Source organism: Wolbachia endosymbiont (group A) of Andrena fulva, from assembly GCF_964026815.1.
In the GTDB taxonomy this organism is placed as follows: Bacteria; Pseudomonadota; Alphaproteobacteria; order Rickettsiales; family Anaplasmataceae; genus Wolbachia; species Wolbachia pipientis.
Genome location: NZ_OZ034701.1, coordinates 338,432 through 355,383, shown reverse-complemented (window position 1 = coordinate 355,383; position 16,952 = coordinate 338,432). Strand labels below are relative to the sequence as shown.

Genomic DNA, 16,952 nt, shown 5'->3' with positions numbered 1-16,952 from the left:
GGTTTAAATAGAGAGCTTTAGCCCTATAGTTCCTATTACAATTAAAACGATACATAAAACTTGAGATAAATTAATATTCTCTGTGAAAGTGGTTGCACCAATTATAGTTATTCCAATTGTGCGTATTCCAGAGGAAACTGCATAGCATACTCTAATAGGTAGAAAGCATGCTGCAAGAGATAAAAAGTAAATGCTAATGATCATAATTACCAATGTTGCAATCGAAGGCACAACTTTAGTAAAACTGTTACTAAACTTTAGCGTTACAGCCCACAGTATCTCTAGAATACTAGACAGCAACAAATATAACCAGCACATTTTCGTAACATTTCAATCTTGTATTGTAACAGAAATTGTTAGTTAAAACTACACTAAAGTGCAATAGATCTCTCTTTCGGAATTGCTTTAATATCAAACTTAAAACAACATCCTAAAAAACTTTTCTACGAAATTCAATTCTTGTACGTCATTTGCTGCATAAAGTGGTGTAGTTTGTTGCTCAATACCTGGTATTTCTACAAAAACTTTGCCCACTTCTTGACCTTTTTTAATTGGTGCAGGTATCATATCTTTATATTCAATACGCACCTTAATTTGGTCATGCAATTTGCGGTTGTAAGTTATGGTAACATCGTTTGCAACTGTGACAGGCACTTTTCTATCTTTTCCATAGAGAACATTTACTTCCTCAACTACGCTGTCTTTAACGAATATTTTCTTAGTGTTAAAATGATTTAAGGAGTATTGTATCAATCTTTTTGCTTCTTCTATTCGCTCTTTCTCAGTGTTTAAACCATTTACGACAGCAAAAATTCTCCTATCATTTCGTTTTGCAGATGCTACAATGCCGTAACCACCAGCATTTGTATAACCGGTTTTTAAGCCATCAACCCCAATATCGTGAAAAAGTAGAAGATTTTTATTCTTTTGTACAATTTCATTATATGTCAAATATTGTTCGGAAAATAAATCATAATATTCAGGAAAATCGGTGAAAATCCTTTTTGCCAGCATTACCAAGTCTTTTGCGTTCATAAAATGATCTTCATCTGGCCACCCGCTTGAGTTGACAAAATGACTGTCATTCAGATTCAAATTTTGTGCAACTTCATTCATTTCAGCCACAAAATTCTCTTCTGATCCTGCAATGCCCTCGGCTAGTGTTATGCAGGCATCATTGCCTGAGACTATTGTAATTCCTTCAAGTAATTCCCTCACCGTAACGGATTGACCTTCTTTCAAAAACATAGAAGAGCCTCTCCTTTCCCACGCTTTTCTACTTACTCGAAATTTATCCTCCATGTGTATTATTCCAGCTTTTAGATAATCGAAGGCTATATATAAAGTCATTAGCTTGCTCATTGAAGATGGGGCCATTTTTTCATCGGAATTATGGTCAAAAATGAACGAGTCTGAAGCTAAATCTAAGACTATTGCTTGCTTTGCTTTGGTTCTAAACTGGTATGAGTATGAAGAAAAAGGAAGTATAAAAACTAATAGCAAAATTATCAATCTGCTTAACATATCTATAATTTTAAATTTATAGTGTACTAATTAATAGTATAATTTTACAGGGGCATTTCAATAGATCTCTTACATAAAAATTCCTTGACACCCTTCGCCAGCCCCCTTATCATGGTACTGGAGGTATTCATTTATCTTCAATCTGTGCAGATTAAACGACAACAGTATTACGTAATTGGCGTCTTATTTTTAATTTTTTGCACTATGAGCACCTTATGTCTTCACAACATTTCTAGGTTTTTACCTATATAAGCTGAAACGCGCTTATAAAGCGTTTAAGACAGTATAGAACGCCAATTTGCAGGATTAGAGAGTGACAACTAGCTAACACGGGATATCTTTTGTCTTTTTTTCTGCTTAGTAAATTTCTTAAATATTTATGACTAAAGGTTAGTTGCATTAAAAAGCAGCTGAGTCGCGGTTATTAGACGTTTAAAATATAAAAAAACGCCAATGTTTTTAAATAGATATTAATCGGAGCTTCTTTTGCCTTTTTTTTCATTTGGTAAATTTCTTAAATATTTATAGCTAAACGACAACCGTCATCCCGCTACGTGTTAGCGGGATCTATGTTAAGGTATGGCGGTTAAATAAGGGATCTATGTTAAGAGATACCGCGAATGAATCGCGGTATGACGGTTCGCGGCGGGATTCCAGTGTCTGGGCACTGGGATGACAGGAAAAGGGGCTACTTGGATTACAGCAGATCACCTCTTCACAAAAATTTTATCAGTAATACGCATATCAATAATACTCCAATCGCTGAAAGTAAAATCAGTTGTATTTTGCAAGTGGTTTAAATATTCCCATGCACTATAAGGGTTATCTTCAGGCAGTTTTACTGTGGAATCGTTATCAAGTATGATATTCCATCTTCTATTCCCTATATAAGCAAAAGAAGAAATGTGGTCACTTAATTGAGTTTTACTCTCTAACACATCTCTAACAAATTCTAGGTTTGATAACGAGTTTTGTCCTGTAATTACAACAAGATCATCTACTGGATAGTCATCTACGATCACTTTGCCTTCGAAATCAATTACCGAGGTTTTGTTATTATCTTTCCAGAGAGCAAACGGTTTATGCTCATCTATATTAATGCGTAGAGTATTGGGCAAAATTCTGTGAACTCTTACGTGTTTTATCCACCTGCTTACGGATTGTATGTTACCGGCAAGTTTTGAAAGTGATATATACAGGATAGGTTGCGTTCTATCTGTCAAACTTAGAATATCCTTTTTGTTTGTAAATTTATTGCCGCTCACGACTACTTCGTCGATTGAAAATCCACTACTGAGTAATAAACTAGATAGGCAGTCATTATACCAAGTAAAGTAGTAATTAAATCGATTTATTATTTTATCAAGTGAGCTGTAAAGTATTAGCGTAAGAAAAAGTGCTGTGATAATAACCAAGGCACACTTACGCAAAAAACTCCTTTGGCTTCTAGTAATACTGCTCAACATGACTTAAATCCCTAATATTTTTGTGCTGCAAACTATCTTCAATAATAATTTTAACTAATTCATTAAAATTGATTCCTTTTGCCAATTTTGCAATTTCTGGCACTAACGATAACTCAGTAAAGCCAGGATGTGTATTAATCTCAAGCATTTTTAAAGTGTTATTCTTGGGATTATAACGAAAGTCTGAGCGGGAAATAGTTTTGCATCCTAAAAATTGATGAACTTTCAGTGCGTGTTCCAAGGTCATTTTATATATATTGTCAGGAATTTCAGCAGGAAATATATGTTCTGCAAATCCATCTGTATACTTTGCTTCATAATCATAGAATTTATTTTTTGGTCGTATTTCCATAGTGCCAATTGCTTCATCCAGCAATACAGCAGTATGTAACTCTATGCTCGGTATGTATTCTTCTACGATCATCAAATCTCTTGTCATAGAAGTAGCTCCTTCCTTGTCATCCAAGTAGCCAGATACTGTTTTTTTTTCCTGGTCACGCGCTGGAATGACATCAAATTTCAGTTTTAAATAATCCTCATGTGAGGAAACAATATGTACTCCGATGCTAGAGCCTTCATTAATTGGTTTTAAGACGTACGGATAATCAATTTTAATATTATTTTTTAGTAGATCTTCTCGGCTAATTACATAACCTTTTGGAGTATCAATACTAAGGGACCAAAATATATGCTTTGACATTGCCTTGTTCATAGCAACAGCAGAAGCCATAACTCCTGAGTGTGTATATTTTATACCTAAGATTTCCAATAAACCTTGAATGCAGCCATCTTCACCATAAGGTCCATGCAGAGCGATAAAAGCAAGGCCCGGATTAATTTTTTTAAGCTTTTCAGCAATGTTGCTGTCAACATCTATTTCTATTGCATTATATGAAAGGCTATCAAGTGCCTTCTTTACTGCTCTTCCACTCATAAGTGATATTTCTCTCTCACAAGAAAATCCACCACTTAAAATTGCTATAGTTGGAACCATGGGCACTCTTAGAAGAACCTTATTAATTATAACTACATATATGAACCTTGTAAACAGAAGGGAAAGTTAGCTTGGAGGTTTATAATCTACTGCCACTGTCTTTGCAATTTTATCATGAAGAAACTGCTTGCGTTGGTCAAATATTGCACATATGAAAATTAGTATTGTGGTCATAAAGATTAAGCCTAATAAAGGATCAAACCACCATTCAGAGGTATACTTATCAAAAAATTTCCTTCTCGTGATGAATATGGGGAAGCAAATAACTTCAAATGAAATATGCCTAACTATTGCTTGCACTAGAGTAACATTTTCAAGTGTATTTGCATCTTTGATATTAATACCGCATAACAATTGTCCTGGAGTACCACCAAATCTTCTTATCATGAATACTCCGAATACTATCGATAGCAAAAAAGATAAGCAAATACGTATAATTAATAATTTAGGTCTAGCAATGTGAAAAACCACTCTTACAAGAATCAAACAGAATAAAGGAATTCCCTTAATAATAAGACTGTCAATAATATGCGCTAACACACCCTAGTTATTCCCACATATACATAGTTTAATTTTGGGTAGCATGCTTCAGACCTATAATCCATTACTACTGTTTTTGTAATTTTGTCGTAGAAAAGCTGCTTGCGCTTATCAAATATTGCAAACATTAGAACCAATATTGGTAAAATAAAAAACCACTCAGAAATGTAGGTGGGTACCCACAAAAGTGCCTTGAGAGTGCTTCTCATCACTACTTGCATTAAAGCAGCGTTTTTAAGTGTGTTTGCATCTTTTATGTATATACCAAGTAGCAACTTTCCTGGAGTCCAACCAAGTCTTGTTATCATTAATACTTCCAATGCTATATATACTAAATCTTTCAATAATATATCTAAATCTTCTAATATTTCATATCGCTCTGATATAAGGTCACTATTAGTGTCAATATCAGGAAAGACATAATTAAAAACATCGGCAAGGGGCTCTCCTGATAATATGAATAAAATTAATAAATAAAATAATGAATAACAGACTAGGAATATAATTTGGTCAACTATATAAGCTGCAGCACGCTTAGTTATTCCCGCATATTTTACTTTAATATCCATTTTATACCCCATATGATCCGTCTAATGTACCTATTAACAGTTAAATAGCAGTAAAATTGCTGTATTACTATTTGTATTCTCAAGTAAACTAGTTATGCTATCAAGGACATAAACAATACAGCCACTTTCAGCAATGCAAAACAATAATTGTGAGATACAAGAGAAATTTTCTTTTTCCTTCAGTAGCATTATTCTAAATTTTCGTCAAAATAAGCTGTTTTATCCTTTTTTTCCTTATACTCTTCTGCAGTATAGAGAGGTTGTTTTTTAGCTGTGATATTTGGCCACTTTTGTGAGTATTCTACATTTATATCGTAAAATAACTTGAAAGTTTTTTGTTCGCTGCTCAGCAACTCTTCATCTAGTTCTAAAATATCTTTTATGGAATCATCAGTTACAATTGCATCTACTGGACACTCAGGTATGCACACTCCGCAATCAATACATTCATCTGGGTTAATCACGAGCATGTTTTTACCTTCATAGAAGCAGTCAACGGGACATACTTCCACACAGTCCGTATATTTACATTTTATGCATTTATCTGTAACAAAATGCGTCATAAAACACTGTATATTTGTATTATCTTGGGTACACTAAATTGATAAGAAATTCAAGTCTTTTATGAAGATAAATAAATTGAACAACAAAGAATTAGAAGTATGGTTAAGCTTGGCTAGAACTATAGGACCAATAAAGTTTTTTAGTATACTAAGAACACATGGATCGCTAGATGAGGTGTTGAAATATCTCAATAGGGTGGCTAATAATAAGGTGTATGGCATTCAAGATGCACGAGAAGAAATCAATAATGCAGAAAGAATTGGAGCTAAAATTATACCCGCATGTGACCCAGATTACCCTGATCTTTTAAGAAATATCTCTAATTGTCCTCCTGTAATAACTGCACTTGGTGATATATCATTATTAAGCCGTGAGATAATTGCAATAATCGGTGGGCGTAACTCTTCAATGAATGGAAGAAATTTTGCCAATAAGTTGGCACTTGATTTAAGCGAAGCTGGTTTTGTTATCGTTTCTGGACTTGCAAAAGGAATCGATACTGCAGCAAACAGTGTAATATACAAAAATCATCCCACTATTGCTGTTACAGCAAGCGGAATTGATGTGGTGTATCCAAAAGAGAATTTTGATCTATACAAAAAAATCACTGGGAACGGTGGGTTAGTAATTACTGAGCTTCCATTTGCTACTAAACCAAAGCCTCAATATTTTCCTCAGAGGAATCGAATTATATCTGGTCTATCGCTGGGTGTTGCAGTGATTGAAGCATCAAAACGTTCTGGCTCTCTAATAACAGCAGATTTTGCTTTAAATCAAGGGAGAGAGGTGTTTGCAGTTTCTGGTTTCCCTTTAGATTCACGCTGTAGTGGTAGTAATTATTTAATTAAAAACGGTGCTAAGCTTATCGAATCCGCTGATGACATAATAGAGAGTATTAGGTTTAGTTTACCTCCGCAGCAAAAAAACCTATTTGATGTTGAGCACCATTTTGTTAACCAAAAACAAGAAAAATTACAACAGGCAAAATCTGTTATAGTTGATCATATTAACTCTGTACCTGTTGACATAGATGAACTTATACTAGCAAGCGGACTTTCTACCAACATAGCTCTAATGGCTCTTTTAGAACTAGAGTTGGAAAACAAAATAGAGCGTTCACCGGGGAATAAAATATCGTTAATTTTCTAGATTACTTTAGCTATACTAGATGCTCGTACAGACATATGCTTGACACTGAAATGATGCCATTTGTTATAGGATTCTTAGTTGCTGATTTTAGAATTGATAAGAGAAAACTTTTTTTCAACTTGTTGTATAATTTTATAAAAGTGATCGAAATCTAAGCTTGCACTGCCAATTAAAACTCCTGATAAATTTGAGATACTGAGCAAATTTTCTATATTTTCTGAACTGACTGAACCACCATATATAATGTGTTTTTTACTAGTACACAATTTTATTACCTCTATCACCTTAGCAATTGCATCATTATTTGGCACATGACCTGTGCCTATTGCCCATATTGGCTCATATGCTACGGTATATTCACCGTGTGTTGGCAAACGGTTTTTGCATTGATATTCTATTACTTCTTTTGTTTTTTCATTCTTATAATCTTCTGAATTTTCACCCACACAGATAATTGGGTGTAAGCCTGATTCTATTGCTATTTCCGACTTAAGTTTTATTTCACTATCTTTTTCATTAGCCCTTTCAGAATGCCCAAGTATTACGTAAGTACACCCTAGTTCCTTTAACATTTCTGCACTAATTTCACCTGTGTAAGAACCGAACTTTTTATGATGGCAATTCTGTGCTCCTATATTAATATTATTGTTCAACTCTATACTGCTTGGAAATGATGTAAAAGGAGGGCAAATCACTAGCTTAGAGGTAATTTCGTTGCTCTTGTTGTTAAGTTTGCCTATAAAGTCAACAAATGAAGAACGCATTCCATTCATTTTCCAATTTGCTACTATTAAAAAGGACATCAACTTTACTTATATGGGCGAGAGTGCCGGCTGTCGGACTTGAACTGACAACCTACTGATTACAAGTCAGTTGCTCTACCAATTGAGCTAAGCCGGCGTTAAACACATTAATAATATACAATTATCAATGAATTTTCGTCAACTAATTTTTAAAATACTGTATAATGAAAATAATATGAAAAAATTTTTACTGAAGCCAAAAAAGAGTCTAGGGCAAAATTTTATTTTATCGAGTGAGATAACAAAAAAAATCGTCGCTTTAGCTGGTAGTCTGGAAAATTTTAATGTCATTGAAATTGGTCCTGGATATGGTGCATTAACAAGAGAAATATTGGTGCATAATCCAAAGTCTCTACTTTCTATAGAAAAAGATAGAGATTTAGTAAAACACCATGACCAACTGCTAAATGAGCATCAAGGAAAGTATAGAATTATAGAAGCGGATGCACTGCATGTTACAGAAGAAGAGCTGATAGAGCGCCCAGTTAAAGTTATTGCTAACTTGCCTTACAATATCTCGGTAGTGTTATTTTTAAAGTGGTTAAATAATATAAAATTTTTTACGAACTTGACATTAATGTTTCAAAAAGAGGTAGCAGATCGCATTACGGCAAGACCCAATTCTAAAGATTATGGTTCCTTATCAGTGCTAAGCCAATTACTATGCGATATAAAAAAGGAATTTGATATTGAACCTAAAGAGTTTTTTCCAAGACCAAAAATACATTCTTCAGTAATTACAGTAAATCCTTTGCCTACCCCAAAGTTTGTAGTAAACTTGGAAACCTTAATAAAATTAACACGTGCTGTTTTTGCTCAAAGAAGAAAGATGCTGAGAAATAGCTTGCAAAATATAACGAACCACGCTGAAACTGTCCTTGAAAACGCTAAATTGAGCGGAAACCAGCGTCCAGAAAACTTAACTATTGAGCAGTTTTGTTTGCTGGCAAATAATGTAGAATGCTTATTTTGCAATAAAATGTATTAGCAACTATATAGCTTTTCTATCTCCTAAAAACAGTTAGAGCTATACAATTAAAGGCTCCTAGCTAATTTTGCCTATTGCAATTTAATTAATTGGCGTATAAGCTTTAAATAAAGCCTATGAAAAAAATGGAAGCTTGTTATTCGTTTGACGATATACTTCTTTTGCCAGCCTATTCTAATATATTGCCTTGCGATGCAGATACAAAAACTTATTTAACAAATAGTATAGAACTAAATATCCCTCTCATATCCTCTGCAATGGATACTGTTACTGAATCGGGCTTTGCAATAGCTATTGCCCAACATGGAGGGATAGGTTGCATACATAAGAATTTATCAATAGATGAACAAGTTTTAGAAGTAAGAAGGGTGAAAAAATATGAAAGTTGGATCGTGTATAACCCAATTACGATTTCACCGGATAAAACAGTTGCGGAAGCAATTTCATTAATGAGAGAGCACAATTATTCTGGCATTCCTGTAGTCGATCAACGCAAGTTAGTTGGAATTTTAACTAACCGAGATGTGAGATTTATTGAAGACCAGAACATGAATGTAAAAGTTTCCGAAGTGATGACAAAAGATAAGTTAGTGACAGTGCGGGAGCAGGGAGTGAATAGTGCCTCAGCAATGAAATTGTTGCATGAAAATAGAATAGAAAAGCTTTTGGTTGTAGATGAAAATTCTTGTTGTATAGGTTTAATTACGGTTAAAGACATTGAAAAATACAATAGATACCCAAATTCATGTAAAGACAGTAAAGGGCGTCTCAGAGTTGCCGCTGCAATTGGCACTGGTAAAAAAGATGGTATAGACAGATGTGAAGCTTTGATCGGAGAAGAAGTTGATGTAGTTGTTGTGGATACTGCTCACGGTCATTCCGAAAACGTTATCAATACCATTAGGGAAATAAAAAAGATGTATCCTAATACGCAATTAATTGGCGGAAACATTGCAACAAAGGAGGCTGCTGAAGCGTTGATTGATGCGGGTGTTGATGCAGTGAAGGTTGGAATAGGACCAGGATCAATCTGTACAACCAGAATAGTTACAGGTGTTGGTGTGCCACAATTCTCTGCAATCAAGAATGTTGCAGAGGCGTGTAGAGCAAGAAACGTCAGACTAATTGCTGATGGTGGGGTAAAATACTCAGGAGATGTTGCAAAAGCTATTGCAGCTGGTGCTGACTCTGTGATGATTGGTTCGATTTTTGCTGGCACTGACGAAAGCCCAGGTGAGATTATTATGTATAAGGGCAGAGCATATAAAGGCTATCGAGGAATGGGATCTATTAGTGCAATGAAACGAGGTTCAGCTAGCCGTTATTTTCAAGATAAAGATTCAAAACTCAAATTAGTTCCACAAGGAGTGGAAGGAAGAGTTCCATTCAAAGGTCCAGCTTCAGGAGTAATCCATCAATTGATTGGCGGATTGCAAGCTGCAATGGGGTATACTGGTAATAGGAATATAGAAGAGATGAAAAAAAATTGTAAATTTGTTACTATTACTGCATCAGGATTAAGAGAGAGTCACGCTCATGATATAGTCATTACACAAGAAGCTCCAAATTATGCTTATCAAACGTCCAATTTGTCAACCGATTCGGAGTAGTCCAGAAAAAGTAGAGAGAAAGTTAAAACGTTTTTGGAGTAAAATAAAACGTTTTTTCAAAATATGACAAATAGAAGAGAATATACAGCAGAATTCAAATTAGAAGCTGTTAAGCTGGTTAAAGAAACAGGTCAAGCAAGTACAAAAATAGCAAAAGATCTAGGTATAGATGGCAGTATGTTAAGTAAGAAAATATGATGGAAAAATGTCTGGAGCATAAGCATTTCCAGGCAAAGGCTCCTTATGACAAAGAAAGATTTGATCTAAAAAAAGAACTAACAAGAGAAAGAGACATTTTAAAAAAAGCCCTGGGCAAAGAAAAAGAGTAAAGTATTCTTTTATATAGAAATTGCTATAAAACACAGGAACTATGTAGGGTTTTGTACTGGTGGTATGGGTTGCTAAGGAAAAAAGCAGTAAAGAATTAGCAAAAGAAGGGCTTCTAGCAGATATTCAAAAAATACATCAAGCTTCTAAATGCAGATATGGAGCCCCTAAAATTCACGCTGAATTAAAAGCTTTAGGCAAAAATTAAAACAGTACAAAGTGTTATGCAAGAAAATGGCATTAAAACCAAGCTTAGACGAAGGTTCAAAAATAAAAAACAGCAAATAAGCAACCGAGTTGTGGCTCCGAACACATTGGATCAAAATTTTACTACTGATCAGCCAAATAAAGTTTGGGATTACCTACATAAAAACTAAAGAAGGTTGTTGGCGGCAATAATTGACCTATATTCACGCATGGTGGTTAATGAGTAACATGATAATTAGTTATAGATTCTTTATTGATGGCCGTTGATAAACGCAAACCCGATAAAAATCTGCTGTTACATAGCGATCAAGGGTGTTCGGTAGAAGCTGTAGCTTTACTCCTCTCGTTTGAGTTTTATTACTACAACTCCCCCTAAAGAACCGTGCTTGCAGATTTCCCGCACACGGCTCATCAATATTAGTTTTCACAGTCGTCCCTCTTATGCATATAAAGAAAAATGTATTTTTGGCTTTGGTAATGGATTTACTTCTACGTAGTGTACAAACTGTTCCCAGGTCATACTCTTTTTCTGACTACGCCGATTTATCCATTTAAATGCTAGCTTTCTTACTGATGTGTAAAATTGTTTCAGACACCAATAATTTCCGCTAATACCAAAGTAGTTATAGTGTCCTGTTAATTTAGCCTTCAGTACTTGCCACCAATCTTTAAGTCGAATACTTCCGCGGACTATTTTCAACCACTCCTTGATTTCTTTTAGTTTTCTGGCTAGATTTAACTTAGAGGTTTTATGTCCCATCATTAATCTACCACGACGACTTTTTGCACCATAGTGCGTAAACCCCAGAAAATTGAAACTTTCCGTCCTTCGTTTCTCTCTTATCGCTCGTTGCCACTCCCTCTTGCCAAACTTTACTACTCTGGTCTTGTTTTCAGATACTTCCAACCCAAATTTATTTAGCCTTTGTTTCAGTAATTCCAGAAATTCTTCCGCGTCTACCTTACTTTCGCAACAAACCACAAAATCATCGCAAAACCTTATTACTTGTATATATCCTCTGGATCTTGGTTTAAATTTCTTTTCTATCCATAAATCCAACACATAATGTAAGTATATATTTGCTAATACAGGACTTACTATACCGCCTTGTGGTGTACCTTGTTTTGTTGCTTCATAATTTCCAGCTTCGACTATCCCTGCCTTGAGAAACCGCTTTACTAACCACAGCAAATTTGGGTCAGTTATTCGTTCCCTTAGACACCTCATTAGCCATTTATGCTGTATATTATCGTAGAACTTCTTGATATCCACTTCTACAATGTAGTTTATTGGCTTGTACATAACTGCTTTATCTAGTGCATTTACCGCTTGATGACAGTTTCTTCCTGGTCGAAATCCATATGAGCTGTCCAGAAAGTTTGCCTCGTAAATATTTTCTAATATCTTCTTCAGCATAATCTGTACTAATTTATCCTCGGTCGATGGTATTCCGAGTCCGCGTTTCTCTTTACTTCCAGCTTTCGGTATATATACCCTCTTTACTGGTTGTGGTTGATATTGCTTCCTCTTCATACTTTCTACTAGCACTTCGAGTTTCTCATTCAGATTTTCTCCGTATGATTCCACTGTTATCTGGTCTACTCCACAAGCCTTGTTACGCTTCAGTTCTTTATAACATCTCGCAAGATTCTCTGTATTTATCAGATGGACTAACGATGTGAATTTTAGTCGCTTATCTTGCTTTGCTCTTACTGCTATCTGGTTTAGTTTATATCGCATGTTATTCCTACCTCCGTTGTATTGGCATAGCAATCCCTATTCCAGTTACTATATTGCTGATCGCTTCCCCTTGTACGTGGCTTTCCCACATTCTGAGTACTATCAATCAGTCCGACTTCCCCTGCATCTTCCGCTAGTTCTTGCCTTTGTTGACTTGTTCCAACGTACCTTAATAGGAATGCATGGGATCTCCCAAGTTCACTTGAAGTCCATTTCAATACATGGCACGGTCTCAGATCCCGATAGAGTGAGTGATAACTTGCCTTTACGTTATCCTTCATGCTGTCTTCCATGGCCATGAACATGTCGACCTCTATGTCTTCAGGTATTTCGGGACTCCACTCCTTCACTTCCGTTGTGCCCTGCATTGTCCATCCCACTAGCTCTATTACACTCGTTACCTCATGCAACATAGTGGTCTGTTCCAAACTGTTGGCTAGACTTTGTTTGTGTTGGATTTTCACCAACTGTTCTCCAAGCACTTCTTGGCGCACCACAGTATACCTCTCAAAATTACCAATTTCTATTGAATACAAAAAACATCATTTCCAGCATGAGCCATAAGGGCTGTTGTTACGATAACTCTGTTGCAGAAAAGTTCACTTAAAAGGGAGCTGCTTATTGATACTTCTCGCTCAACAAACCAGAACTGCCATATTTGAATACATAGAAATCTTTTATAACAAATAACGTAGACATTCTACTATTAACTATTGCATTCCTGCACAATTTATTCTCATGATAAAAACGTCTTAACTTTCTCTCTACTTTTTCTGGGTAAGGTCAATTTGGGTCTGCACCATTTTTGAGTAATAGTTTTACTTCTTGTGCATTACCATCTTCTACAGCTAGGAATAATTGTTCTTCCTGTGTTTTTACGCGTGTTTCCACATTAGATATAAAAAATAACAATACTAAACATGCAATACCAATAATGCTAATATATTTTATAATTTTTCTCATAAGATATTTTACAATGCTTCTAATAATATTAGATATCATCTATAAAATTAAAAAATCCATGAAAGGGGATGAAAATATGTAAAAAAGTATTATTGATTAATTAAAAACAGATTTTGATTTGATAATACTAATAAAATCGATTTATCTTAAATTTACGTTGATTTTTACCTGTTATTTTTTGTAGTTTATCCAACGTAAATTCCAGGTAAAACAAAGTCGTTATCTCCAACCGTTACAACCAACTCTCCTTCTTTAATTTTTATTTGATTAGGTGTATGGTCCCATACCATCACACTCTGGGATCATACACCTAAAGTACTCCGACACTGGGATGACACCCCGGGGTTTCTGGGATGACAAAAAAGAGCCCCCTGAGCAAAAATCTTATAGCCACTTGAATGATAATTGACTTTTTGTCTAAAATAACTAAGAAAGAAACTTCTCATCAAGATAACTTAAATATATACTAATTCTCTTATTTTTAAACGATTTCTCATCATGAATTGCACGATCAAAAACCTGAATTTGACTTGTTATAATGCTACAATTATTATTTGCAACTTCTAATACGCCACTATCAATTACAACCTTCTTTTCTGTTTGGTTACTCATTTTAACAGTAATCATACCAGGCAATAAATAAATTAAGTAAGGAGCATGGTGAGCTAAAATCATAAGCTCCCCTTCGAGCCCAGTTACTGAAAGAGAAACCACTCCACTGAATGAAATTTGATCATCAGGAGAGAAAAATTGCACTTTAAAAGTATTCATAATCTTTAACTTTTATTTAGCTTCAGCTTGTATTAATTCAGCCTTTTTTATTGCTTCATCTATATTCCCCACCATATAAAAAGCAGCCTCTGGTAAGTGATCATATTTGCCTTCAACAATCCCTTTAAAACTGGAAACAGTATCAGAAAGTGAAACAAATTTACCAGGCATGCCAGTAAATATTTCTGCAACGTGAAAAGGTTGAGAAAGAAATTTCTGAATCTTACGAGCCCTATCAACAATAATTTTATCTTCATCAGATAGCTCATCCATACCAAGTATTGCGATAATATCTTGCAGTGATTTATAAGTTTGCAATATACGTTTCACCTCAGAAGCTACATTATAATGTTCTTCACCAATGATTTCAGCAGATAAAGACTGAGAAGTTGAATCAAGTGGATCAACAGCAGGGTATATTCCCATTTCAGCTATTTGCCTTGACAACACTGTGGTTGCATCAAGGTGAGAGAATGTAGTTGCTGGGGCTGGATCAGTCAAATCGTCCGCAGGAACATATATAGCTTGCACAGAAGTAATAGAGCCAGAAGTTGTTGAAGCTATTCTTTCTTGCATTGCACCCATATCAGTTGCAAGGGTTGGCTGATAACCAACAGCTGACGGTATTCTTCCAAGTAAAGCAGAAATTTCAGAACCAGCTTGTGTAAATCTAAAGATATTATCCACAAAAAATAGAACATCTTGGTTTTCACGGTCACGAAAATACTCTGCCATAGTAAGTGCTGTTAAAGCAACTCTAGCCCTTGCTCCAGGAGGCTCATTCATCTGACCATAAACCAAAACAGCTTGAGATTTTTCATGCTCATTTATATTTATTACATTTGAAGTGATCATCTCGTGATAAAGATCGTTACCTTCACGCGTTCTCTCCCCTACCCCGGCAAACACAGAAAATCCTTTATGAGCTTTTGCTATATTATTAATTAATTCCATTATTAGGACTGTTTTACCAACACCGGCTCCACCAAATAAGCCAATTTTTCCTCCTTTAAGATAAGGTGCAAGAAGATCTATAACTTTTATTCCCGTAACTAAAACTTCTTCCTGTATTCTCTGTTCAGTAAAACTTGGAGGTGCTCTGTGTATAGGCTCTAAGTTATACTTTCCCTTCAGTGGACCACACTCATCTATAAGCTCTCCAACAACATTAAAAATCCTTCCTAAAGTTGAACGCCCAATTGGCACCGATATTGGTGCACCTGTATCAACAAATTCATCCCCCCTTGACATGCCATCTGTGCTATCCATAGCAATACAACGAACTATATTGTCACCTATATGCTGCGAAACTTCTAAAACCAGCTCCTTATCCTTATATTTTAGTTTGCTTTTTAAAGCATTAAATATTTTAGGCAATTCACCTTCAAATTTTATATCAACAACTGCTTGAGTTACCTTAATCGCTCTACCTATATTCATCTCTTTATTTTTATCACCTAACACTATAATTCCATAAAAGAACTTCTAAAGAAAATAAATTTTATATTATTAATAGAAATTTTGCAACATTAAAACGCTTACTAGTTACGCTTCATTACAAACAATGCAAATGCATTTAATAGCCAAGTAATAATAAACAATACTAAACTAAGCGCATAAGCAGCAAGAGTTTGTACACTATTGAAATCCTGATCTCCGGTAAGTAATGTAGCGATCTGCACGGTAATGGTAGTAACTGAATTAAGAGGGTTAAAAGTCAAATTTGCGTTGATTCCCACAGCCATTAGCACAATCATTGTTTCACCTATCACTCTTGAAATTGACAATAAAATTGCACTTAAAATTGTAGGCATTGCATAAGGTATTGTTATATGCCATATAGTTTCCGCTGGAGTTGCACCAAGTGCCATGAAGCCATAACGCAAGCTTTTTGGAACAGATCTTATGGCATCTTCGAGTAAAGAAATAATAAAAGGAAGAATCATTATCCCAATCGATAAACCGGCAACTAAGGCACTTTCTGAGTGTATACTTAAACCAAAAAAATTTGCTACCTGCTTTATAAAGAAAGACAAAAACACAACCGCGAAATATCCATATACAACCGTAGGAATAGCAGACAAAACTTGCAAAGTTGTATTAACAATATAACGCACTTTCTCACTCGCATATTCACTAATATATATTGCAGAAAATAAACCAAGCGGAACGACAACTAACATTGCTATAATAGTTATAAGTAATGTACCAACTAAAAGCGGCGCTATACCAAAACATCCTATCTTCTCTTCATTGATAGTGACTACATTGTGGCCCCATTTCAAGCAAAACAAGAATTCTGAAATAGCTACTTTATTAAAAAAACTAATGGATTGAATAAAAATAGACAGCATTATAAATAAAGTGATAAAAAATGATATGGCCAAAGCCACAAATAACGAAAGTTTTATTATCTTATTTCTTTTATTTTTAAAGATAAAAGCAAGCATGAAAAAAAGTAACGCTATAGAAATAAAAGTTACAAAACAATTATTATAGAATACTAACAACCAAGTTAGCATCCATACACAACTAAGATATAGATAAGATTTAACCTTATTTACTTCTTGAAACCTACTAAAACAAAATAAAAGGATTAGTAAGACAGGTATGACTATCACCGAATTCATTCTTCCATGCATCAAATTTTATTCTACGAAAATGTCATACAAGTTCACCATTATTTGACAATAAAGTAAAACAATTTAAAATAAATAATTATATTAATATAAAAAC

General features: G+C 34.8%; 21 protein-coding genes and 1 tRNA gene. 6 read left to right on the top strand and 16 right to left on the bottom strand.

What is annotated here, in order from left to right:
- Window positions 1-3 precede the first annotated feature (3 nt).
- The 7 genes from AAGD84_RS01800 to AAGD84_RS01770 form a co-directional block, all read right to left on the bottom strand.
- On the bottom strand, window positions 4-303 hold the full coding sequence (locus tag AAGD84_RS01800) for a DMT family transporter (RefSeq protein WP_265038047.1): 300 nt from the start codon (window positions 301-303) through the stop codon (window positions 4-6).
- A gap of 114 nt (window positions 304-417) precedes the next feature.
- Window positions 418-1,524 (bottom strand): D-alanyl-D-alanine carboxypeptidase family protein, encoded by a 1,107-nt coding sequence (locus AAGD84_RS01795; RefSeq protein ID WP_264723253.1) that lies wholly within the window; start codon window positions 1,522-1,524, stop codon window positions 418-420.
- A 707-nt stretch (window positions 1,525-2,231) separates the two neighbouring features.
- Window positions 2,232-2,990 (bottom strand): cell division protein FtsQ/DivIB, encoded by a 759-nt coding sequence (locus AAGD84_RS01790; RefSeq protein WP_265029837.1) that lies wholly within the window; start codon window positions 2,988-2,990, stop codon window positions 2,232-2,234.
- Window positions 2,971-3,990: a D-alanine--D-alanine ligase gene (locus AAGD84_RS01785; RefSeq protein ID WP_265038052.1), complete on the bottom strand. Its 1,020-nt coding sequence runs from the start codon at window positions 3,988-3,990 to the stop codon at window positions 2,971-2,973. The genes AAGD84_RS01790 and AAGD84_RS01785 overlap by 20 nt, the downstream gene beginning before the upstream one ends.
- Before the next feature lie 60 nt (window positions 3,991-4,050).
- Window positions 4,051-4,524: an RDD family protein gene (locus AAGD84_RS01780; protein WP_341818077.1), complete on the bottom strand. Its 474-nt coding sequence runs from the start codon at window positions 4,522-4,524 to the stop codon at window positions 4,051-4,053.
- The gene (locus tag AAGD84_RS01775) at window positions 4,518-5,093 is read right to left on the bottom strand and encodes an RDD family protein (protein WP_341818076.1); all 576 of its coding nucleotides are present in this window, start codon (window positions 5,091-5,093) and stop codon (window positions 4,518-4,520) included. Before AAGD84_RS01775 ends, AAGD84_RS01780 begins: the two co-directional genes overlap by 7 nt.
- 188 nt (window positions 5,094-5,281) lie before the next feature.
- On the bottom strand, window positions 5,282-5,656 hold the full coding sequence (locus tag AAGD84_RS01770) for a ferredoxin family protein (protein ID WP_010082601.1): 375 nt from the start codon (window positions 5,654-5,656) through the stop codon (window positions 5,282-5,284).
- A 61-nt stretch (window positions 5,657-5,717) separates the two neighbouring features.
- On the opposite strand from AAGD84_RS01770, the gene dprA reads away from it, so the two are divergent.
- Window positions 5,718-6,806, top strand: a complete 1,089-nt coding sequence (gene dprA / locus AAGD84_RS01765) for a DNA-processing protein DprA (RefSeq protein WP_265038060.1) — start codon at window positions 5,718-5,720, stop codon at window positions 6,804-6,806.
- 74 nt (window positions 6,807-6,880) lie between these two features.
- On the opposite strand, the gene AAGD84_RS01760 is transcribed toward dprA, so the two are convergent.
- Complete coding sequence (locus AAGD84_RS01760; protein WP_015588848.1) at window positions 6,881-7,609, bottom strand: triosephosphate isomerase; 729 nt, start codon at window positions 7,607-7,609, stop codon at window positions 6,881-6,883.
- Window positions 7,610-7,633: 24 nt separating this feature from the next.
- A tRNA-Thr gene (locus AAGD84_RS01755) sits at window positions 7,634-7,706 on the bottom strand.
- Between the two features lie 78 nt (window positions 7,707-7,784).
- On the opposite strand from AAGD84_RS01755, the gene rsmA reads away from it, so the two are divergent.
- The 5 genes from rsmA to AAGD84_RS01730 all read left to right on the top strand — a co-directional run bounded on the left by rsmA (window position 7,785) and on the right by AAGD84_RS01730 (window position 10,742).
- On the top strand, window positions 7,785-8,597 hold the full coding sequence (gene rsmA, locus AAGD84_RS01750) for a 16S rRNA (adenine(1518)-N(6)/adenine(1519)-N(6))-dimethyltransferase RsmA (RefSeq protein ID WP_264339302.1): 813 nt from the start codon (window positions 7,785-7,787) through the stop codon (window positions 8,595-8,597).
- A 116-nt stretch (window positions 8,598-8,713) separates the two neighbouring features.
- Window positions 8,714-10,207 (top strand): IMP dehydrogenase, encoded by a 1,494-nt coding sequence (guaB, locus tag AAGD84_RS01745; protein ID WP_065095043.1) that lies wholly within the window; start codon window positions 8,714-8,716, stop codon window positions 10,205-10,207.
- A gap of 63 nt (window positions 10,208-10,270) precedes the next feature.
- A complete protein-coding gene (locus tag AAGD84_RS01740; protein WP_007548354.1) occupies window positions 10,271-10,405 on the top strand; it encodes an IS3 family transposase in 135 nt (44 codons plus the stop codon).
- A complete protein-coding gene (locus tag AAGD84_RS01735) occupies window positions 10,402-10,536 on the top strand; it encodes a hypothetical protein (RefSeq protein WP_341817861.1) in 135 nt (44 codons plus the stop codon). The genes AAGD84_RS01740 and AAGD84_RS01735 overlap by 4 nt, the downstream gene beginning before the upstream one ends.
- A gap of 59 nt (window positions 10,537-10,595) precedes the next feature.
- On the top strand, window positions 10,596-10,742 hold the full coding sequence (locus AAGD84_RS01730) for an IS3 family transposase (RefSeq protein ID WP_080717648.1): 147 nt from the start codon (window positions 10,596-10,598) through the stop codon (window positions 10,740-10,742).
- A 238-nt stretch (window positions 10,743-10,980) separates the two neighbouring features.
- On the opposite strand, the gene AAGD84_RS01725 is transcribed toward AAGD84_RS01730, so the two are convergent.
- From AAGD84_RS01725 to pstC, 7 genes are all read right to left on the bottom strand, one after another.
- Complete coding sequence (locus tag AAGD84_RS01725; protein ID WP_264723358.1) at window positions 10,981-11,169, bottom strand: hypothetical protein; 189 nt, start codon at window positions 11,167-11,169, stop codon at window positions 10,981-10,983.
- 11 nt (window positions 11,170-11,180) lie between these two features.
- Complete coding sequence (gene ltrA, locus AAGD84_RS01720; protein WP_338476458.1) at window positions 11,181-12,482, bottom strand: group II intron reverse transcriptase/maturase; 1,302 nt, start codon at window positions 12,480-12,482, stop codon at window positions 11,181-11,183.
- Window positions 12,467-12,979, bottom strand: coding sequence for a hypothetical protein (locus AAGD84_RS01715; RefSeq protein WP_245611107.1), 513 nt, complete (start codon window positions 12,977-12,979; stop codon window positions 12,467-12,469). Before AAGD84_RS01715 ends, ltrA begins: the two co-directional genes overlap by 16 nt.
- A 286-nt stretch (window positions 12,980-13,265) precedes the next feature.
- A complete protein-coding gene (locus AAGD84_RS01710) occupies window positions 13,266-13,445 on the bottom strand; it encodes an ankyrin repeat domain-containing protein (protein WP_238514246.1) in 180 nt (59 codons plus the stop codon).
- A gap of 426 nt (window positions 13,446-13,871) precedes the next feature.
- On the bottom strand, window positions 13,872-14,216 hold the full coding sequence (locus AAGD84_RS01705) for a F0F1 ATP synthase subunit epsilon (RefSeq protein ID WP_006279902.1): 345 nt from the start codon (window positions 14,214-14,216) through the stop codon (window positions 13,872-13,874).
- Between the two features lie 12 nt (window positions 14,217-14,228).
- On the bottom strand, window positions 14,229-15,656 hold the full coding sequence (gene atpD / locus AAGD84_RS01700) for a F0F1 ATP synthase subunit beta (protein WP_010962432.1): 1,428 nt from the start codon (window positions 15,654-15,656) through the stop codon (window positions 14,229-14,231).
- A 101-nt stretch (window positions 15,657-15,757) separates the two neighbouring features.
- Window positions 15,758-16,846: a phosphate ABC transporter permease subunit PstC gene (pstC, locus tag AAGD84_RS01695; RefSeq protein ID WP_038199744.1), complete on the bottom strand. Its 1,089-nt coding sequence runs from the start codon at window positions 16,844-16,846 to the stop codon at window positions 15,758-15,760.
- Between the last annotated feature and the right edge of the window lie 106 nt (window positions 16,847-16,952).